Origin of the sequence: uncultured Roseibium sp. (assembly GCF_947494555.1) — a bacterium.
Classification (GTDB): domain Bacteria; phylum Pseudomonadota; class Alphaproteobacteria; order Rhizobiales; family Stappiaceae; genus Roseibium.
Window position 1 is genome coordinate 633355 of sequence record NZ_CANLVF010000004.1, and the last position, 19854, is coordinate 653208.

17 protein-coding genes are annotated in these 19854 nt (G+C 58.3%); 6 read left to right on the forward strand and 11 right to left on the reverse strand.

Going from position 1 to position 19854, the window contains the following annotated elements:
- Positions 1-73: 73 nt before the first annotated feature.
- From Q0915_RS21955 to Q0915_RS21995, 9 genes are all read right to left on the reverse strand, one after another.
- Entirely contained in the window at positions 74-1792 is a 1719-nt protein-coding gene (locus Q0915_RS21955) for a Cache 3/Cache 2 fusion domain-containing protein (RefSeq protein WP_299478810.1), read from the reverse strand.
- Positions 1793-2247: 455 nt separating this feature from the next.
- Complete coding sequence (locus Q0915_RS21960) at positions 2248-3141, reverse strand: DMT family transporter (protein ID WP_299478814.1); 894 nt, start codon at positions 3139-3141, stop codon at positions 2248-2250.
- A 3-nt stretch (positions 3142-3144) separates the two neighbouring features.
- Positions 3145-3885 carry a TenA family protein gene (locus Q0915_RS21965; RefSeq protein ID WP_299478817.1) on the reverse strand — a complete coding sequence of 247 codons (741 nt, stop codon included), beginning with the start codon at positions 3883-3885 and terminating at the stop codon, positions 3145-3147.
- 67 nt (positions 3886-3952) lie between these two features.
- A complete protein-coding gene (locus Q0915_RS21970; RefSeq protein ID WP_299478821.1) occupies positions 3953-4987 on the reverse strand; it encodes an aspartate-semialdehyde dehydrogenase in 1035 nt (344 codons plus the stop codon).
- Positions 4988-5093: 106 nt separating this feature from the next.
- Positions 5094-5231, reverse strand: coding sequence for a hypothetical protein (locus Q0915_RS21975; RefSeq protein ID WP_299478824.1), 138 nt, complete (start codon positions 5229-5231; stop codon positions 5094-5096).
- A gap of 128 nt (positions 5232-5359) precedes the next feature.
- Positions 5360-6109 carry an Asp/Glu racemase gene (locus tag Q0915_RS21980; RefSeq protein ID WP_299478827.1) on the reverse strand — a complete coding sequence of 250 codons (750 nt, stop codon included), beginning with the start codon at positions 6107-6109 and terminating at the stop codon, positions 5360-5362.
- An 11-nt stretch (positions 6110-6120) separates the two neighbouring features.
- Entirely contained in the window at positions 6121-7263 is a 1143-nt protein-coding gene (locus Q0915_RS21985) for a Xaa-Pro peptidase family protein (protein WP_299478830.1), read from the reverse strand.
- Positions 7256-8338 (reverse strand): pyridoxal-phosphate dependent enzyme, encoded by a 1083-nt coding sequence (locus Q0915_RS21990; protein ID WP_299478833.1) that lies wholly within the window; start codon positions 8336-8338, stop codon positions 7256-7258. The genes Q0915_RS21985 and Q0915_RS21990 overlap by 8 nt, the downstream gene beginning before the upstream one ends.
- Before the next feature lie 110 nt (positions 8339-8448).
- Positions 8449-9648: a multidrug effflux MFS transporter gene (locus tag Q0915_RS21995; protein WP_299478836.1), complete on the reverse strand. Its 1200-nt coding sequence runs from the start codon at positions 9646-9648 to the stop codon at positions 8449-8451.
- Positions 9649-9877: 229 nt separating this feature from the next.
- Here Q0915_RS21995 and Q0915_RS22000 point away from each other — a divergent pair, with 229 nt between their 5' ends.
- Positions 9878-12097, forward strand: coding sequence for an esterase-like activity of phytase family protein (locus Q0915_RS22000; protein ID WP_299478839.1), 2220 nt, complete (start codon positions 9878-9880; stop codon positions 12095-12097).
- 85 nt (positions 12098-12182) lie between these two features.
- On the opposite strand, the gene Q0915_RS22005 is transcribed toward Q0915_RS22000, so the two are convergent.
- Positions 12183-13058 (reverse strand): LysR family transcriptional regulator, encoded by an 876-nt coding sequence (locus Q0915_RS22005; RefSeq protein WP_299478842.1) that lies wholly within the window; start codon positions 13056-13058, stop codon positions 12183-12185.
- A gap of 148 nt (positions 13059-13206) precedes the next feature.
- Between Q0915_RS22005 and Q0915_RS22010 the strand changes: the two genes are divergently transcribed.
- From Q0915_RS22010 to Q0915_RS22020, 3 genes are all read left to right on the forward strand, one after another.
- The gene (locus Q0915_RS22010) at positions 13207-13776 is read left to right on the forward strand and encodes an NAD(P)H-dependent oxidoreductase (protein ID WP_299478845.1); all 570 of its coding nucleotides are present in this window, start codon (positions 13207-13209) and stop codon (positions 13774-13776) included.
- Positions 13773-14222, forward strand: coding sequence for a hypothetical protein (locus Q0915_RS22015; RefSeq protein WP_299478847.1), 450 nt, complete (start codon positions 13773-13775; stop codon positions 14220-14222). The genes Q0915_RS22010 and Q0915_RS22015 overlap by 4 nt, the downstream gene beginning before the upstream one ends.
- Before the next feature lie 297 nt (positions 14223-14519).
- A complete protein-coding gene (locus Q0915_RS22020; protein ID WP_299478850.1) occupies positions 14520-16415 on the forward strand; it encodes a methyl-accepting chemotaxis protein in 1896 nt (631 codons plus the stop codon).
- A 6-nt stretch (positions 16416-16421) separates the two neighbouring features.
- Here the strand turns inward: Q0915_RS22020 and Q0915_RS22025 are convergent, their stop codons facing one another.
- Positions 16422-17300, reverse strand: a complete 879-nt coding sequence (locus Q0915_RS22025) for a LysR family transcriptional regulator (protein WP_299478853.1) — start codon at positions 17298-17300, stop codon at positions 16422-16424.
- Between the two features lie 103 nt (positions 17301-17403).
- Between Q0915_RS22025 and Q0915_RS22030 the strand changes: the two genes are divergently transcribed.
- Both Q0915_RS22030 and Q0915_RS22035 read left to right on the forward strand, forming a co-directional pair.
- The gene (locus Q0915_RS22030) at positions 17404-18849 is read left to right on the forward strand and encodes an aldehyde dehydrogenase family protein (RefSeq protein WP_299478856.1); all 1446 of its coding nucleotides are present in this window, start codon (positions 17404-17406) and stop codon (positions 18847-18849) included.
- A complete protein-coding gene (locus Q0915_RS22035; protein WP_299478859.1) occupies positions 18849-19826 on the forward strand; it encodes a membrane dipeptidase in 978 nt (325 codons plus the stop codon). The genes Q0915_RS22030 and Q0915_RS22035 overlap by 1 nt, the downstream gene beginning before the upstream one ends.
- Positions 19827-19854: the final 28 nt, after the last annotated feature.

A 19854-nucleotide genomic window follows, 5' to 3' on the forward strand; every position in this document is an offset into this window, starting at 1 on the left:
CTTGACAAAGAGGTTTTCAATGCGCGGAAGCCAACCGCTTCCGCGCATAAAGAGGCTCATTCGATACAGTCCGTCAGGCGGCCGCCACATTGCGCAGGAATGTCTCGACTTCCTGCTTCAGCTCGTCGGTGCGCGACGACAGCAACTCGGATGCATCCAGTACCGATTGAGAAGACTCCGACGTTTCGTTCACGGTGCCCGACAGGTCGGACATTCTGGAAGACACGAATGTCGTGCCTTCGGCTGCCTTCTGCGCGTTTTGTGAAATCTCACCCGTCGCGGATCCCTGTTCACCGACGGCCGAAGCGATCGTGCTGGTGTAGGAATTCACTTCTTCCATGATCGTCGTGATCTCCGCGATCGCGCTGACCGACTCCTTCGTTGCATCCTGAATGGCCGTGATCTGGGCTCCGATTTCTTCGGTGGCCTTTGAGGTCTGGGTCGCAAGCTCCTTGACTTCAGCAGCCACAACCGCAAAGCCTTTACCGGCTTCGCCCGCTCTTGCGGCCTCAATCGTCGCATTGAGGGCAAGCAGGTTGGTCTGCTCAGCGATTGCCTGAATCAGCGTGACGACCTCTCCGATTTTCGACGCAGACGAGGCAAGGCCCTCGACTTTCTCGTTGGTGACGCGTGTCCCTTCCGTCGCGCGGCTGACAACTTCGGTTGTCTGAGCGACCTGACGGGAGATTTCACCAATGGATGCGGACAGTTCCTCAGCGGCGCTGGCGACCGTCTGAACGCTGGACGTCGCATCATCGGCCGAGTTGAGGGTTTCAACCGCACTGGAGGCGCTTTGACCTGACAAGTCGGACAGGCGGCCGGCGGTGCTGCCCAGGCTCTGGACAGTGTCATCGACCGAATTCAGCACATTCGATACGTTGCTGCGGAAGGTTTCAATGAGTGACTGAACAGCGTTTTGTCTGTCGACAGTCGCCGTTTCCGTGTCGCGTTGCTGCTCCGCAAGGGTCAGTCTTTCAACCGCCCTGCTTTTCAGGGCATTCACGGCCTGAGCCAGTGTGCCGATCTGATCGGAGCGGTCCTTGAATGGTACTTCTCCCTCAAGGTTGTCCTTTGCGACCTGCGCGGTGATCTCGGCAAGTTCGGTGACAGGACGCAGCTGGCGGCGGATGGCGAAAATCAGCAACAGGACCGAAACGACGACGACAGGGAGCGCCAGCATTGCGTATCCGCTCATCAGCTCCCATACATTCGCCTGAACCGCGGCTTTTTCGACGCCTGCATAGAGTATGCCTGTGATTTCGCCCGTGTTGGAGAAGATCGGCTGGTAGACGGTGAAGTAGTCCTTGCCAAGGATCGTTGCCTGACCGTGAAATGTCTTTCCGCTGGTTACGACCGGATAAACCGCACCGTTCTTGCCGAGCGGTGTTCCAACAGCGCGTTTTCCGTCACCCTTGATGATGTTCGTGGTCTTGCGCCAGAAGTCCTTGTTCTCCGGGTCCCACTGGAAAACAGTCGCGGTTTCCCCGGTCATCCGCCCGATTGAGTCGATCATGGTATGATCGTCGTTGAATTCCGGGAATTCTGAAAGCTGGATCCGCGTCACGTTGCCGGAGTTCGTCCAGACTACGCTTGCACCCTCAACGCGATCCTGAAAGATCGTTGCGGCTACCCTCAGATTCACATCCTGCTTCTTGATGGCAGCCGTCTGGGCCTGGCCCAGGGCGACCTGATAGAGGATGAAGCCGACGACGACCATGGAGACCGTCAGCACGCCACCTGACACTATTGCCAGTGTGGACGTCACGCTCAAGCGAGCAAAAAGATTATTCATGAAGTACCCCTATTGCCTCTCGTAGGGGTTTTTGCTGATTCGTGTAAATTTTGAACAAACTGCTTCTACTAAAAAGTGTGTTTTCGCGATTTACACGTTTTGGATCAGTTGTCTGATTTTCCGACTGGAATTCGTCCTGCGTTTATTATCAAGTTCCGTTGCGGTGCGTGTCTCATACCAAGCTCAAGAAATATGGACCTATCTGATGGCGCTGTTCCGGTTTGCCGGCAAGGCGCTTTGTGCAGGACGGCCTGGTTGGCCGTTCAAACAAGGCAACGCCGTCCGGAGAGCCGGAAAAGGCCACCAAAGGCCATGTTTGAAGGCTGTTCTGCCGCGTCGCAGGTTTTGGACGATAAACCATATCGCCCTGCAACCTGCTTCTTGCCGAACAGCCTTCAAACCCGGTCAGATCGGTTCTTATTTCTTGAGCTTGGTATAAGTCCTCTTCCTCGAACCTAGACAATGAACAAAAGTGCGCTGCCGGACACGACAAGCGCTGCCCCGACCCATGCCCCGGCTGCCGGGACTTCCTTTGTGCGCCACCACATCATCGGCAACATCACTGCCGGGGTCGTTGCAGACAGTGTCGCCACAATACCGACTTCACCACCGGACAAGGCGAAAAGGATTAATGTCATGCCAATCCCCATGCCGAGCAGACCGGAAATCGCGATGATGCCAACGACCTGATAGCTAAAATGTCCTGCAGGTTTGACCCAGCTAACGGGTAGTCTTGTCAACAGGACAAGGCAGAATGCCGCCACTCCGACGCGAATGCTCGACGCGGCGACAGGATCAGCGCCAGTTTCCATCACCGGACGTGCGATCAGGGAGCCGATCGATTGCGAAAGTGCCGCGGCCAATCCGAGGAGCACACCGATCCAAAGTGGTCCCTTGATGCTCTCCCACTTGTGCAACTGGGATTTGCGCTTGCCGAAACGAATGGCAAGCAACACGCCCAGAAAGATCAGCAGGATGCCGACTGTCTGAAGGCCGGTCAGGTCTTCATCCAGGATGATCCATCCCAAAATGGCGGACATGGGGGCATTCAGTGAAAAGAGCATCGCGGTCCGGCGCGGACCCATCCGGTTCAGCGTCAGAAAGAGGGCGGTGTCTCCCATGAAGATGCCAATGACGCCTGAAAGGATCAAAGGGGACACATGCGCGCTGCCAATTGTGTCCCAGCCGCTGGCAAAAACCACCCAGGCGCAGAGCATGATCGTGACCATGACCATGCGCGTGCAGTTGAAGGCGATTGCACCGAGGTGCTGTGCGGGAGCGGCCGACAGGAGGCCGGTCAAAGCCCAGAGCGTGGCAGCTGCAAGCGCAGCGGCTTCATAGACGTACACGCCCTAGGTCCGCGGCAACTTGCCGGTGATCTCCGGTGGGATACCCGTCCAGGCCGCTTCGAAAAATGCGTCTTCCAGGATACACATCTGACGGAAAAGGCTGGCGAGCGTTTGCTGCTTCTCCGGGGAGAGGGCCGGGCCGATTTCGTCCAATTCGGAGCGGATCCAGTTCACAAAGGCTTCGAAGCCAGGAACAGCGTGAAGATCGATCCATTCTGTGAGGTAGAATTTCTCCGAACGGGGTTTTTCAGCCTCGCGTCTGCCCCATGTGAGATAGCACCATTCCGCACAGAGCAGGCAGGTCAGACCTTCGGCATAGGAGCCTTCACCTGAGGTCTTCAACAGGAGATCCGCGAACGCCCTGGTGACCGGTCCCTGTGCCGCCTGTTCGTACACGTCTGCAGACACGCCAAGTGCATCGAAAGAACGCAGGAAATAGTCGTTTTCTTCCGACGTCAGCAGCGCCAGAAAGGCTGACAGCCGTGACTTCGACCGCATGCTGGGCGCCTTGGCAACAAGATACCCCAGCGTAGAGGCCAGATCCGTGATGAAGGTGTAGTCTTCGATCAGGTATCGGGCATAGGCGTCATCCGGCATGGAGCCGTCGCCGATGGCGTGGGTGAAGGCATGACCTGTCGCGCTGGACCAATAGGGCTCAGCACTTGCTGCCAACCAGTCGGTGAAGGACGTTTCCGGCGAAGACGTCAGGAAGTCCTGATAGGACCCTTTGAATGGCGAGGGCATAGCGGAGCCATGCTTTCTTGGAGAGGAAGAGAAGGTGCGGACGCCGGACGGCGCCCGCTGAAAGGGATCACGCGGCGGCTTTTTTCGGAGTGATCAGGCCGCGGTTCACGAGGACTTCGGCAATCTGGATGGTGTTCAGTGCCGCGCCCTTGCGCAGGTTGTCGGAGACGACCCAGATGTTCAGGCCATTGTCGACGGTCGCGTCTTCGCGGATGCGCGAGATATAGGTCGCGTCTTCGCCGGCAGCTTCGTACGGTGTCATGTATCCGCCGTCTTCATGCTTGTCGATGACAAGGCAACCCGGCGCTTCGCGCAGGATGCTGCGCGCATCGTCTGCGGTGATTTCGTTTTCAAACTCGATGTTGACGCTTTCGGAGTGACCGATGAATACGGGAACGCGCACGGCCGTGCAGGTGACCTTGATGCTCGGGTCGAGCATTTTCTTGGTTTCCGCCAGCACCTTCCATTCCTCCTTGGTGTAACCGTCTTCCATGAAGACATCACAGTGGGGAATGACGTTGAAGGCGATCCGCTTCGGATATTTGTTCGGCTCGATCGGGTCGTTGACAAAGACGGCGCGGGTCTGGTTGAACAGCTCTTCCATCGCCTCTTTGCCGGTTCCGGACACAGCCTGGTAGGTCGACACGACGATGCGCTTGATTTTGGCGTGCTCGTGAAGCGGCTTCAGTGCCACGACCAGTTGCGCCGTTGAGCAGTTCGGATTGGCAATGATGTTCTTCTTGGTAAAGCCGGTGATGGCATCTGCATTCACTTCCGGAACGATCAGCGGCACTTCCGCGTCGTAGCGCCACGCCGAGGAATTGTCGATCACGACGCAACCCTTGGCGGCGATCCGGGGCGCCCATTCCTTGGAAACGGTGCCGCCTGCGGACATCAGGCAGATGTCTGTATCGGAGAAGTCGAAATGCTCCATCGCCTGAACCTTCAGCGTCTTGTCGCCGAAGGATACTTCCGTACCCTGGGAACGGCGGGAGGCGAGTGCGATGACGTCATCGGCCGGAAAGCCGCGTTCGTCCAGAATGTCCAGCAGTTCACGGCCGACATTGCCCGTGGCGCCTGCAATTGCGATCTTGAAACCCATTTTCGGTCTGGTCCTTGTCCGTCTCCCCGCTTCACCGGCTGCCCGGAAGAAGGCTTGCCGGCTCTGGGCGCCTCCCATCCCCGGGGAGGCGGGATGAGCGGCACCGTCAAGCGGTGGTCTTGGTTGTCTTTGTAGTGCGTTTGAAAGCGATTACGGCAGCCGAACGGGTCTCGCCGCGCAGAAATGTTGCGCTGGCAAGAGCCTTGGACATCATATCCAGAATGTCGGCGCTGAGCCGGTTCATCGGGTGCTCGCAATCGTCAAAACTTGAGACGGCGGTGTTTTTGCCCGGAATTCCTTGGAAGTCAACAAGGAATGCGGTGAAAATCTGATTTGGTGCATCTGCCGCCAAACGCTGGCTTCGCTCTGCAATCATGTTTCACGGTTGAAGAGCCGTCCGGGTGCCTTGCCGCGGGTGTCGATGCCGGCCAGCGTCATCATGTGCCAGGCCAACGCAAGGTTCGAACTGACAACCGGTTTGTTCAGCGCACGTTCACATGCCTCGATAACGGGAAATGTGCGCAAGTTGGTACAGGAGGCGAAGACGGCATCCACTTTCGGATCGTCGCCAATCGCGCAGATTGCCTCTTGTACGGATCGCGCTTCGATACGTGCAACCACAGCCTCCTCGGACTGGCCGAATGAACCGATCTTTGCCGTATCAAGTCCTTCCTGCCTTAGCAATCCGCACACGGCCTCAGTGACGTCGGCGATATAGGGTGAGACAACGCCGATCCGTTTGGCTCCAAATGCCTTCAAAGCGGCAACGACAGCAACGGCCGGGTTTGTCACGGATGCGCCCGGATGAGCTTTCCGGATTGCGGCTTCCACAGCCCCGGACCCGATCACTGTCGAGGCGGATGTGCAGGCATATCCGATAACGTCCAGTGGGCGATGACCGGGCAAAAGTGCCGCTGCGCCCGTCAGGTTTTCCTTCATTCGCATCAGGGTTTCTTCTGTGACTTCCGGATCGCTGGCAATTCGGGAATGGTAGAGAACCACCCCGTCCTGATCGAAGAGCGGGCGGAATTCCTTTTCGATCGTTTCGTCGGCCTGCAAGACGATCAGACCCAGAGCGGCCTTTTCTCCCAGACCCGTGTCACAGTCGAAATCCAGCCGCACGTCACTCTCCTTCAATCCGCGATCACAGGAATTTCTGCCGAAGCGGGCGTGCTCAAGAACTCGGGTGCACCGGCTCGAATGACAATATTTTCCTCGTGCACCATCATCTTGCCATCGCGAAGGCCAATGCCCGGTTCCAGCGTAAGAACCATGTCCTCCCGCAATTCCGTATTGTCAAACGCAGTGATCGACGGCGTCTCAGTCAGCTGCATTCCGAGCCCGTGCCCCAGGCGCCCGACGTTGCCGGGATCCTGAGCGAGGACATCCGTCATTGCCTTGAAAAGATCCGCGCAGGTCTTCCCGGGACGCGCGATTGCGGTGGCGGCAGCGACGGCCTGAACCAGTTTTTCATGCGCTGTTCGAACATCGTCGGTGGCATGGCCGATTGCGAAGTTCCGGTCGAAGTCGCAGAAATACCCATCCTTGGTCGCGCCGGTATCGAGCATCAAGACGTCACCGTCCGCCAGGGGACGGTCGGTTGGAGGTGAAATGACGTCGTAATATCCTCCCGGACCGGCCCCGCCCACCAGATAGGGTACATCGTCGGCTCCCTGCTGCAGGAGCTCGATTTTGAACTTTCGAAAAGCTTCCTTGAGCGGTTGCCCTTCATGAAACAGGTTGGCGGCGTTGGCGAATGCGGCCGAACCGATCTTGCAGATCCGGCGCAGGAGATCGATCTCCTTGTCTGATTTGACCATGCGCAGTTGCATCATCAGCGGGGATGCATCTGCAAATGACTTTTCGGCAAGTTTGGACTTCAACTTTTCAAAGTCCTGCATCGGCATGCGCAGCGAACTTTCCCGTCCCATCGGCATGCCGATGCGCTGGTAAGTTTTAAGACTGCTCACCAGAACCGAAATGCCTTCGTCAACAGGATGAGGTGCTGAAAACGTCCGGATGTCGTCAATCCAGGTGGAAGCCATCAAAGGGGCCCCGATCTCGGGGATGATTGCAATCGGCTTTCCGTCTTGCGGAACAATCAGGAACCATGGCCGGGTCGGGCTTTGCCAGAACAGGGTCCTGAAGCCGGTGAAATAACGCATTTCAGGCTCAGTCGTGAAAAAGAGCGCGTCAAGACCCTCTTTTCGCATCGCCTGCTGCGCGCGATCCAGCCGTCGTTCATATTCGCTTTCTGGAAAGTCCGGTTCAGCCATCTTCCGGTCCTTCCGAGAGATAGCAGAGCACCCTGGAGTTCGGTGTCAGGCCGAGCTCTTCAACATGACCGCGTGCGTGATGGACGGCGCAGAGACCGGCGGCGCCAGACGGGGTCGTCTTCAGACCGTTGCCGTCAAGCCAGGCGACAGTCTCCACCGCTTCGGCGTCTGTGACCGTCGCGAACAAGTTCGCCTCCAGCGCGAGGTAGCGCAACGCCAGATGAGAGGGTTCCTTGCAATCCAACCGGCCCATGTTTGAAACAGGACCCGGTGCCAGGACCGGCTTGCCCGCGGATATGCTCGCCAGCAAGGCAGGAGCTGCTTCCGGTTCGACAACAACGATCGTCACGCCCTCGCCCCAGCTTGTGCGTGCGCTCGACGCACAGGCAGCAGCAAGCCCTCCGACGCCGGCCTGGAGAAAGACGTGGGTTGGTGGTTCGGGGATCTGGCGCGCGATTTCTTCGCCCATTTTCAGATACCCTTCCATGACATCGCGTCCCGGTTGCGTCATGCCGGTCCATGTACTGTCGGAAAGCAAGTGCCAACCGTTTTCGGATGCGTGGCGCTCGGCTTCCGCCATGCTCTCTTCATAAATCTCGCCAGCACGGACGACCCTTGCACCCTTGTCCTTCAGTCGTGCCGCAAAGGCCTCGGGAACGCTCTGGGCGACAAAGACAACGGCATTGGCGCCGAATATGCGGGCGCCTTCGGCAAGCGACAGACCGTGGTTGCCGGCGCTGGCGCAAACGAATGTGACGCCCTTAAGCGCGGTCGCCGGATCGGTCGCTTTGCCGGAGCGGATCCTGGCAAACGCCTGTTTGGCAATCGCGTAGGCAGCGCCAAGCGCCTTGAAACTGCCAAGGCCAAGCCGCTCGCGTTCATCCTTGATAAAGAGTGCGCCTATGCCGAGCTCATCCGCGAGTTCGGGGCGGTTCAGAAGTGGAGAGGTTTGAAGGCCGGTGACCTCGGCAAAGAACCCGGATTGCGGTCCAAGCGATTGCGAGATGTCTCCGGAAGCGAACTCAGGTCGATCTTCAAGGCCTGTTCCGAGCCATTCATTTTTGATTGTTTTCATAGCGTCCCCTTCACCGTCTCACGCCGCAGATCAACAGGTTGGAACAAGGAACACAAGGGCGGTTTTACAAATGCCGCATCTGCGCAAAAGGAGTTCGCGCAGGGCCTTCTTCAGGCGGGTGCCTTGGCCCGTGGTTCAGGACGCAGCGTCAGGAGTGCGAGGACAAAGGCGATCAAGGCACAAGCTGCCACGGCACCGACCAGCGGCAGCGCTGTCCGGTCGAAAAAAGGGCTGCAAATGAGGATCATCAGCCCGCCTGCAACCATTTGCAATGTGCCGCCGAGGGAGGACGCCATGCCGGCATGTTCTCCATGCTCTTCAAGCGCCATCACCATGGTTGGAGCGATCACAAGGCCGAGGCACGAGTTGCCAAGAAAAAACAGTGCCATCAGGACCGGCAAGTCGTCAAACCCGAGCCAGACCAGTCCGAAGAGTGATGACGTGGCCAGCGCAAACCCGCAAACGGCCCAGAAGGCGACGCGGCCCATGCCGTATTTCTGGCCGAGACCGGCAGCAAATTGGGAGGCTGCGAAAAAGCCCACGGCATTGATTGCAAACACCAGCGAGAACCCGGTCGGTGAGAGCGCATACTGGGTCATGTAGACCATCGGTGCCGAGGCGATGAAGACGAAGAAACTCGCAAGCGCAAAGCCGCCAATCATTGTCAGACCCATGAACCTTGCGTCCTTGATGAGGTAGATTGAGCTGCGGAGAAGCGCTGCCGCGTTGATGCGGCTGCGCCGGTCGGCGGGCAGCGTTTCCGGCAGCCGCAGCGCTGTCAGGATCATTGCAAGCAGTGCGATCAGGGCCAGGGCCCCGAATATCATGCGCCAGCTTGCAAGGGATATGATAGCGCTTCCCGTAATTGGTGCCAGCAGGGGCGAAATGCTGATCACGAGCATGACAAGGGCCATCAGCCGCGTCGCTTGAGTGCCGGTGTGCAGGTCCCTGACGACGGCCCGCACAATCACCATTGGGGCCGCGGCACCGAGTGCCTGCACAAAACGGCCGAGCATCATCATTGTGATATCCGTCGCAAAAGCGCAGATCAGCGAACCGGCGATAAAGACCAGAAGTCCCATAAAAATCGGAGGCCTGCGTCCAAGCCAGTCGGCAATGGGGCCATATATGAGCTGCGCAACTCCGAACGCGATGAAGTAGACCGTGAAAGTCATGTGGGCGCCGGCATCATCCGTTCTCAAATCCTCAACGATCTGAGGTGTCGCCGGAAGATATAGATCGATAGCGAATGGGCCAACGGCAGCCAGCAGTCCAAGGACCAGGGCCGCGCGAACGAATCCGATCTGCATGAGTACATCCAAGAGTGAGGGACGCGCGGTGCGCGCAAGCAATCTGAGCCTGCAACCTGAGAGGAATCACCGATGTTGTCCAGTGTTTTTTGGCGAACCCGCCTGATATCCGGCCGCATTATTTATTCGTGAGGGTGTCGTACAAGCTTCATGGAAATGTCACCGTTCTTGTAATGAGGCCCACTAGCTTGCGCGCACCTCAACCCAAAAAACTGTGGGAGCTAGTGCAATGTCAGACCTTCGCGGACGTTTCTTAAAAAGCGTCAGCCTTGCCGTTCTGGTCGGTCTTGGAGCCGTTTCAGCGGCACAGGCGGACTATTTTGAACGCATCAACACCTACCCCGTCTACAAGACCCTTCCGGAAGGTGCGGACAAGGCAACCGAAACCGTCGCCGAAATCATATATGCCTCCAAAGACGGCCGGACGCTTGCATTCACGGACAGCCCCGGCGATTCGATCGTTTTCGTCAACGCCGCCAATCCGCTTAACATTCAACCGACGGCTCGCGTTGACCTCGGCGGCGAACCGACATCGGTTGCTGTTGGCGAAAAGGCGGCCTATGCCGGTGTGAACACCAGCGAAGACTTCATCAATGCGTCGGGTCATCTTGCGGTCATCGCCCTGAACGAAATGGGCGTAACGGCAAAGTGCGACGCGAAAGGCCAGCCGGACAGCGTTGCTATCTCGCCAGACGGGAAATTCGTTGCGATCGCGATCGAAAATGAGCGCGACGAAGACCTGAACGACGGCGTCATACCGCAAATGCCTGCCGGTCATCTCGCCGTTTTCGATCTTGACGAAAATGGCGTGCCGACCAACTGCGACGCCGTGCGCATCGTTGATCTGACCGGCTTCGCGGACGTCGCACCGACCGATCCGGAGCCTGAGTTCGTTTCAATCAATTCCCAGAACCAGGCCGTTGTCACGCTTCAGGAAAACAATCACATCGCCATCGTCGACCTTGCGAGCGGTGACGTCGTCGCGAACTTTTCAGCCGGTGCGGCAACCGCCGAAAATGTTCCGGTGAAAAAGGCACGTATGAGCGACGCTTCCGGAAGCAGCGAGAATGTGCTTCGCGAGCCGGATGCTGTTGCCTGGATTGACGACGAGCGCTTCGTTACTGCCAACGAAGGTGACTACGAAGGTGGTTCGCGCGGTTTCACCATCTGGAGTGCGAAGGGCGACGTCCTTTTCGACAGCGGCAACCAGATGGAACATCTGGGCATGTCCCACGGCCACTACCCCGCCAAACGTGCGCACAAGAAGGGCACCGAACCTGAAGGTGTTGCTGTCGGCACTTTCGGCGGCGAGACGCTGATTTTCGTCAATTCCGAGCGCGGCAACTTTGTTGCTGTCTACAAGGACACCGGTGGCGCGCCTGAATTCGTACAGTTCCTGCCGACTCATGTCGGTCCGGAAGGTCTGCTGGCAATCCCGAGCCGCGATCTCTTCGTCGTAGCCAACGAAGTCGACAGTGCCGAGGATAATGTCCGCTCGCACATTTCTCTCTACAAGTTCGGTGCCGATGCACCTTCCTATCCGTCTGTTGTTTCCGACAGGGACCCGGAAAAGGGCGCACCAATCGGCTGGGGTGCTATTTCTGCGTTGGCGGCCGACCCGTCCGATGCAAACAAGCTCTTTGCGGTCAGCGACAGCTTTTATGACGATGCCCGGATCTACACGATGGATATCTCGTCAAAACCGGCAATGATCACGTCCTATGTGACGGTCACCGGCTTTGATCAGGAGAGGCTCGACCTTGAAGGGATCGCTATTGCCAAGGACGGCGGCTTCTGGCTGGCTTCCGAAGGCCACCCCAAAAACGAGCGCGAGCATCTGCTTTTGAAAGTCGGAACGGATGGTGTCATCTCGGAACAGATCACGCTTCCGCAGAGCCTGATCGATCAGGCGAAGCGCTTTTCCTTCGAAGGTGTGACCGAGTTTGAGATGAACGGTCAGACCCTGGTGGCTGTTGCCGTTCAGCGCGAGTGGAACGACGATCCGAAGGGGCACACCAAAATCGCGATATACAACCCTGCTGACAAGTCCTGGGGCTTTGTTCACTATCCGCTCGACGCTCCCAAGAGCGCTGCTGGCGGCTGGGTAGGTCTTTCCGAAATCGTTTCGCTGGGTGAAGGTGACTTTGCCGTTCTGGAGCGTGACAACAAGGGCGGCGAAGATGCGGCGATCAAGCAGATCACCGTGATTTCGCTCAAAGACGTTGTTCCGGCAGCGCATGGTGAGACGCTTCCGGTTCTGAAGAAGCGCTATGCGATGGATATCCTTCCGGCAATGGCCGAAGGCAAAGGCTGGGTCCTGGACAAGCCGGAAGGGCTTGCCATAACGGCGGACGGCCACCTTATCCTCGTGACCGACAATGACGGTGTTGACGATGCACCGGGCGAAACCCAGCTGATCAATCTCGGCCCGGCATCGCGTCTGAACTAAGCCGGTTTCCGGCTCACGGAACTATAACGGAGACCCGGCAGCAATATTCTGCCGGGTCTTTTTGCCTCTTGGAAAGCCAAGCCTCTCAATTGGAGTTTTGGCGGTTGTCTTTTCTGACAAAGCGCAGAAATGCTTGAATTTTCGCGGTCCGGTGAAGATCGACATGCGTGACGATCCAGACATTTGCAGTCCACCTTGTCCTGGGTGGCAGGATTTCGACGAGCTCGGACCGGCCCTGAGCTTCGTGTTCAGGCAGAAAACCGAGGCCAAGACCCGCGCACACAGCCTCAAACTGCACCGGTACTTCGCTCGTTTGCAATGACAGCGAAGTTTGCGGAACGTGCGTGCGCATCCATTTCGAATAGGGGTGTGCCGTCGGACGGCTGACTGCTCCGACGAACTCATGGCCCTCGAATGCCCCGTTCTCCGGATATCCGAAGCGTTCGATATAGTCGCGGCTCGCGTAAAGACCGAAACGGATCTGATAAAACGGGAGAACGACATAATCGGCGACATCAGGCTTCGGGCCGATCCGGAACGCGACATGCGCTTCACCGTGTTCGAGCTTTGCAAGCCGTTCTTCCGCGACGAATTCCACGGCTATCTTCGGGTAGGCAATGTGAAATTCCTTGATGGCCGGAATGATCAGTGACGCAATGCCGCCGAGAGCGGTAATGGTCAATTCGCCTGACAGGAGGCTGGCGCGGTTCCGGTTACGTCCCTCAAGATCTTTGAACATGTCTTCGGCCCGGCTCGTCACTTCAAGCATGTCCCGGCCAGCATCTGTGAGGGCATAGCCGCGGGCATGCCGGTGGAAGAGCGTTGTCCCGAGCGTGTGTTCCAGCACCTCGATATGACGGTTTACAGTCGCGCGATGGACCCCGAGCGCGCTTGCCGCGGCGCTGACGGTGCCTGTTTGGGCAACAAGCATTGCCGTTCGAAGTTCGGTCCAGTGCTTCATCGTCGCAGCCTTTTGCTTATGCGCGCTAATCGCTCACCCAGTGCGCGAAACCCGCTATTGTGCGCGGCAATGCAGCATAACACCTTGTCGCATGGGACAGAACAAGAGCGCGTCTTGAGACGTCGCTCGAGGGCGATGAGGTCTAGAAATGCGATTGCTGGCATTTGCAGCGACGAACAGCCGCCGGTCGATTAACCGGCAGCTCGTCGAACTGGCTGCTTATCAATTCAAGCGGGACGTGCGCACTGATGCGCAGATCGAGTTTCTCGACCTGAACGATTTCGAGATACCGATCTACTCCATCGATCGGGAGAATGAGAGCGGCTTGCCTCCGCAGGCGCACGCATTCTTCGAAAAGATCGGTGCTGCGGATGCGTTGTTGATCTCATTCGCGGAACACAATGGATTTGTAACGGCTGCCTGGAAAAACCTCTTCGACTGGATGAGCCGGATAGACACAAAGCTATGGCAGGGCAAGCCCATGGTCATCCTGGCTGCAACGCCGGGACCGAGAGCCGGTGCCGGCGTCTTGCAAAGCCAGGAACTGCTGGCTCCCCATTTCGGCGGCTCCGTTCGCGGATCTGCCGGAATTGGCCGTTGGAAGGAGGCCTACGATCCGGAAAAGGCCGCGCTCATCAGAATTGAGGATCAGGTTGCGCTCAGCTCCGCTCTTGCTGCTCTGGCGCCGGAACACGCGCAAGGGACTGCACCACAATGAAAACGGAACACAAAATTGCGCTGAAAGTCGCTTCCATCCTCTGGGTGATTTGGGGTCTGGTCCACGTCCTTGCGGCTCTTTTGATCATTCCCGTGGATCCGCAGACAGCGATCGGAAACATCGCGGATGCCGTCGACAAGGCGACGCTGGTTGGAGAGTATCCGGAGCCCCTGTCCGGCATCCTGTCGCAACACGGCTGGAACCTGGGGTGGTTTGGCGTAACCACAATCGTCGGTGCCGTGTTCATCTGGCGCGGTAACATGACGGCCATCTGGGTGACCGGGCTTGTCGGCGGCCTGGCGGATGTCGGTTATTTCGTCTTCATCGATTTGCCCGGTTATGCCAATTTCATTCCCGGAACCCTCATGACACTTGTCTCCGGGTCCGCCGTCATCCTGAGCTTTTGGGTCTGGTTGGCCAACCGGGCTTCCCGCAGTCTTTCGTAGCATTCCTTGAATTCGACGATGGACAAATGCCGTGGAATTTGCCTGTAATGAACCTCTCGCCGGCAGACCGGAGCCAGTTCATGCATATATCGCTGGCTTTTGAAATTCAGGTGGACCGAAAACGACCGGGCACCATGCGCCATGGTGTCTGGTCTCTTCAGGTTCTTTTCTGATTTCAGAAACACTCCCAATGAAATGGGGCGGCCTGCCCTTAAGGAGGTGGTCGTTTCGAATTTATTGGTAATTTCAGCTTAGCTTTTCTCTCAATGCGTCCCATGGCGATTCGGGAGACTTCCATTGACCATCCGTAAAAGACTGTTTCTGCTGGTTATTGTCCTGACCTTGCCGATCGTTGCATGTGCCGGATGGATTATTTTATCGGCCTATAACGACCTGGCACGGGACAGCGCCAAGCTTGCCGGGCTTCCAGCGCTGGAAACGGTCTGGACATCTTCGGTGATGAAGAACAACAACGGATTGCCGGACAGTGTTCTCTCAAGCTATCCGCTCTGTGCTCCCGAGGAGTTGCCGACCAAAGCGGCCCAAACCCTGTCGGCGGCAAATCGGCTGATTGTGTGTATCGGTGAAAAGTCGGGTATACGCGCAAACCGTTCGCCGGAGGCGAACCTTCTTGCCGAGCTGGTTGCGGGACAACTCTCCGATCTCGTAGTGCGCACCAGCGCTCTTGTGCGGAACGGCGAAATGGTTGGCGGGAAATCGAAACTCAGTCATGCCGACACCATGTCGGTGTTGGTCGGAGCCGGGCAGTTCAAGGTGCTTGCGGATGCGATCAGTGCCGCGACACGAGCGGACTTAGGCGCACTGACCTCGAGCGAGGAGACGCCGTTCAACAAGGCGGCGAAGGCCTATCGGCAGGCAAACGGCAAGTTCCAGGGAGAAATGGCGCGTGTGGCCAAACAGGTCGGCCAGGGTGCTGATGGAACGCAAATCGATCTCGTGCCGCTGCGTGAGCGTTATGGGGCGTTGCTTGCCGCAATCGACGGTTTGCAGGTTGTGAGCGCCGGTGAACTCGAAACAAGGCTCCAGGCGATGGTTTCCGGGTCAAAAACCCGGATGTTGGCGGTGGCTGCCGCCCTGGCTGTCGTGTTCGTCATTGCGTTTGGTGTGGCGTGGCGCTTCAGCAGTTCCATCCTTTATTGCATCCACTCCCTCAACAGTGGCATCCGCAATCTCGCCGATTCCGACGGATTGGAATCAGAACTGCCCTTCTCGTATGGACACACCGAAATCTCGGAAATTGCCCGGGCCGTGGGTTACTACCGCGACCGCACGATCGAGCTTACGAAGGAGCGGCAGCGCCTTGAAGGCCAGGCCGCCGCGGAGCGTCAGGAGCGCATCGAAAAACTCATTGAGGATTTCCGTTGCCGCGTGACGGATCTACTGACCGAAGTGGATGATGCGCTCGGGCATATGAAAAACACATCCTTCACGCTTGAAGATGTTGCCCAGAACGCCGACCGCAGCGCGCAGGCGACGGCAGCGGCCTCCTCCGGTGCTTCGGAAAATGTCGACGCGGTCGCAGAAGCGGCTGAGGTCCTGGCCAACGACATCGCCGCTATCAGCAGGCGCGCCCAGGATGCGACAGGTATCGCGCGCGCTGCAAATCAGAACGCGGCGGCCGCAAATGCCGAAATCGAAAGCCTGGTCGAAATCTCCAAATCGATTGGTGAAATCGTCTCGCTTATCAGCGCGATCGCAGATCAGACCAACCTGCTGGCACTCAACGCAACGATCGAAGCGGCGCGTGCGGGGGATGCCGGCAAGGGGTTTGAGGTTGTTGCCGGAGAAGTCAAGACACTGGCTGGCCAGACTGCATCGGCAACGGAGCAGATCACCGGGCAAGTCGCCCAGGTTCAGGGCCGGACGGATCGCGTTGTTGAAGCCATTGAGAAAATCATCACGGACATTGGCGAGGTCACGGGTTGTACCACTCAGATCGCAGATGACCTGGAAGCGCGGCGGCAGTCGACCGATGCCATTAAAGGCAACGTCCTGGAAGCGGCGGATCAGACACGTTCTGTTGTCGGCGACATGGCCCAGGTGGAAGAAATCGCGCAGCAGTCAAGCAACGCAGCCGCCGATATGGGCAGCCGGACAAGCGATGTGGTCGGCCGCACCGAGGAGTTGCGCACGGAGATCCGTGAGTTTTTGAACGACGTGGCAGCGGCGTAGCCTGGTTTACGCTTCACCCATTTCGGATCGCAAAATGAAATCGGCGCATTCGCTCGTCAGATCCCTGAAGCGCGTGCGTTGCCGGACATAGAGCCAGACCTCGCGTTTATCGGGCAGATCGGGGATCGGTCTGAAAGCGGTCGATTCCGGAATGAAACGGGCAACGGTTTCGGGCAGCACGGTGACCCAGTCCCCGGTCCTGACCATCGTGATCAGCGAATGGGTGTTGTGGATCGTGACTTCGGTGTTTTGAATCGCGTCCACGAGGCTCGGCGTTTTGATCAGGTCACACAAGGCATTGCGGATGAAAGGGGCCTTGGCGACATCTGCAATCCGGGGCGGGGCGCTCCGGGTCATCAACGGATGATCGGCGGCGCAAACGAGACCAAACCTGTCTTCGAACATCGGTGTTGACGTGACCCCATTGAGCGGATGATGCCCCGACGCGATGCCGACATCGGCTTTGCCCTGGGCAAGCGCGTCGAGTACCTGCTGTGTGTCCGTGTCACGCAATTCCACCTTAATGCCCGGAAACATCCGCGTCATGTGTTCCAGAACGGACGGGAACAGGATTGCCGCGACCGAGGGAACGGAGACGATGCGGATCAGCCCCTGCGAGGCGTCCGCCGCAGCTTCAATGCTGCGAACTGTCTGCTCGAACTGGCGCACCTGTCTGAGGGAAAGTTCAAACACCTGCTCGCCCAGGGGAGACAGGCGGTTCTTCCGTTCGCCCTCGAACAGTCTCTTGCCCAGATGGTCTTCCAGCTGCTTCAGCGTCATCGATATTGCGGATTGCGTGCGGCCGAGTCGGTCGGCTGCTTCGGCGAGACTGCCGGTCTGGGCCACGGTGCAAAAGCAACGCAGCATTTCGATCTTGATGGACACGTTTCAATTTTTCTAAAGTTAAATTAAGTTTATTGAGTTTGACTGATGTCACGCCAGATGTCCATGCTGTTAACCAACGGAATTTCTGGACCTGGAACCCTAAGTGACACACCTCAACCTGATTGCCGGCACCTGGCAGGCCGGGACAAGCGTAATCGAGAACCGAAACCCGTCCGATCTGAGCGACCTGATCGGATTGTTCGCGCAGGCAGGTCCGGATCAGCTGGATCTCACGCTGGAGCGCGCCCGCACCGCGCAAGCCGAATGGGCGTCCTACGGCCTGGAGCGCAAGCAGTCGGTCCTGATGAAAATCGGCACCGAATTGATGGCTCGAGCCGAAGAACTCGGGAGGCTGCTCTCACGCGAGGAGGGTAAGCCGCTTGCCGAAGGCAGGGGAGAAGTCTACCGGGCCGGGCAGTTTTTTACATACTATGCAGCCGAATGCCTGCGCCAGACCGGCGAAAATGCCGACAGTGTGCGCGGCGGCGTCGAAATCGATGTGCGGCGCGAGCCCGTGGGTGTCGTGGCGATCATTTCCCCCTGGAATTTCCCGACCGCGACAGCGTCCTGGAAAATCGCTCCGGCACTCTGCTACGGCAATGCGGTTGTCTGGAAACCGGCGAATATCACGCCCGCATCCGCAGTTGCGCTGACGGAGATCATCGAAAAGCAGGACATCCCGAAGGGACTGTTCAGCCTTGTGATGGGGTCCGGCCGTTCTATTGGTCAGCGGCTCGTGGAGAGCCCGCAGGTGAATGCGATCTCGTTCACCGGGTCGGTCGCGGTCGGCAAGGGAATCGCGTCTTCGGCTATCCAGAACCTGACCAAGGTGCAGATGGAGATGGGCTCGAAGAACGCTCTGGCCGTGATGGATGACGCGGATCTCGATCTTGCCGTTACGCTCGCGCTTGGCGGTGCTTTTGGTGGAACCGGGCAAAAATGTACCGCGTCTTCGAGACTGGTCGTCCACGAGCGCGTCCACGATGCCTTTGTCGACAAGCTTGTGGCAGGCGCCGAGGCGATGACCGTCGGCCATGCGCTTGAAGAGGGAACCCAGATGGGACCTGTCGTGAGCGGTGAGCAGCTTCAGGAGAATCTCGACTATGTGGAGCTGGGCAAGTCGGAGGGGGCCGAGCTCGCGTGTGGCGGTGCGCGCCTGGAGCGCGCGCACGAAGGCTATTACATGTCTCCGGGCGTTTTCCTGAACACCAACAACACCATGCGCATCAACCGCGAAGAAATGTTCGCGCCGCTGACAAGCGTAATCAGGGTCGGCAGTTACGACGAGGCTTTGGCGACGGTGAACGACACGAATTTTGGGCTCACCTCCGGGATCGTCACGAAGAGCCTCGCCAGGGCTACCGACTTCCGCCGCAACGCGCGCACCGGTGTGGTGACCGTCAATCTGCCGACGGCCGGTACCGATTACCACGTCCCGTTCGGCGGCCGGGGCGACAGTTCGTATGGCCCGAGAGAACAGGGCAAGGCCGCAGCGGAATTCTACACGACGGTCAAGACCGCCTATATCAGCGCGGGGAGCCCGGACTGATGCGGATCGATGCGCTGCAATACGCCAACTGGTCGGAGAAGATCTTCCGGCAACTGCGCGAAGGCGGCGTCGACGCGATCCATGTGACGGTCGCCTACCATGAAAATTTCAGGGAAACCGTGCTCAACTTCGAGAAGTGGAACCGCTGGTTCGAGCAGTTTCCAGATCTCATCATGAAGGGTGAATGGACCTCGGATATCGATGAGGCGCGGCGGACCGGGCGAACGGCGGTCTTTTTCGGCTTCCAGAACCCGTCGCCGATCGAGGACGATATCGGACTGGTCGAGATCGTGCACACGCTGGGTGCCCGGTTCATGCAGCTCACCTACAACAACCAGTCGCTGCTCGCGACGGGATGCTACGAGAGCGAAGACACCGGCATCACGCGCATGGGGCGTCAGGTCATCAAGGAGATGAACCGGGTCGGCCTGGTCGTCGACATGAGCCATTCGGCCGACCGTTCGACCATTGAGGCCGCGGAGATTTCCGAGAGGCCGATCGCGATCACCCACGCCAATCCGTATGACTGGGCACCGGCACTCAGGAACAAGCGCGACGATGTCATCCGCGCCGTGACCGAGCACGGCGGGATGCTGGGGTTCTCCATTTACCCGCACCACCTGAAAGACAAGTCTGCCTGCAGCCTCGACAGCTTCTGCGAGATGATCGCCCGCACGGCCGACAAATACGGCGTTGAGCATCTCGGCCTCGGCACGGACCTGTGCCAGGACCAGCCCGACAGCGTGGTCGAATGGATGCGGGTGGGACGCTGGACCAGGGAAATCGACTATGGCGAAGGCTCGGCAGCGACGCCCGGATTTCCAGACATGCCAAACTGGTTCCGCGACAACAGGGACTTCGGCAATATCGAAGACGGGCTTCGCACGGTCGGAATGAACGATGCCGAGATTTCCGGGATCATGGGGGGCAACTGGTACAGGTTCTTCGCTGACGGTTTCGGGAGGAAGTCCCGGTGACGCCGGCTCAGCCGCATATTCCCCGGCG

Coding starts and splice junctions, on each gene's coding strand:
- Q0915_RS21975 (WP_299478824.1), bottom strand. CDS start 5,231: ATGAACCGGCTCAGCGCCGACATTCTGGATATGATGTCCAAGGCTCTT.
- Q0915_RS22015 (WP_299478847.1), top strand. CDS start 13,773: ATGAAAACGGAACACAAAATTGCGCTGAAAGTCGCTTCCATCCTCTGG.
- Q0915_RS22005 (WP_299478842.1), bottom strand. CDS start 13,058: ATGAAGCACTGGACCGAACTTCGAACGGCAATGCTTGTTGCCCAAACA.
- Q0915_RS21955 (WP_299478810.1), bottom strand. CDS start 1,792: ATGAATAATCTTTTTGCTCGCTTGAGCGTGACGTCCACACTGGCAATA.
- Q0915_RS21995 (WP_299478836.1), bottom strand. CDS start 9,648: ATGCAGATCGGATTCGTTCGCGCGGCCCTGGTCCTTGGACTGCTGGCT.
- Q0915_RS21990 (WP_299478833.1), bottom strand. CDS start 8,338: ATGAAAACAATCAAAAATGAATGGCTCGGAACAGGCCTTGAAGATCGA.
- Q0915_RS21965 (WP_299478817.1), bottom strand. CDS start 3,885: ATGCCCTCGCCATTCAAAGGGTCCTATCAGGACTTCCTGACGTCTTCG.
- Q0915_RS22010 (WP_299478845.1), top strand. CDS start 13,207: ATGCGATTGCTGGCATTTGCAGCGACGAACAGCCGCCGGTCGATTAAC.
- Q0915_RS21970 (WP_299478821.1), bottom strand. CDS start 4,987: ATGGGTTTCAAGATCGCAATTGCAGGCGCCACGGGCAATGTCGGCCGT.
- Q0915_RS22000 (WP_299478839.1), top strand. CDS start 9,878: ATGTCAGACCTTCGCGGACGTTTCTTAAAAAGCGTCAGCCTTGCCGTT.
- Q0915_RS21985 (WP_299478830.1), bottom strand. CDS start 7,263: ATGGCTGAACCGGACTTTCCAGAAAGCGAATATGAACGACGGCTGGAT.
- Q0915_RS22035 (WP_299478859.1), top strand. CDS start 18,849: ATGCGGATCGATGCGCTGCAATACGCCAACTGGTCGGAGAAGATCTTC.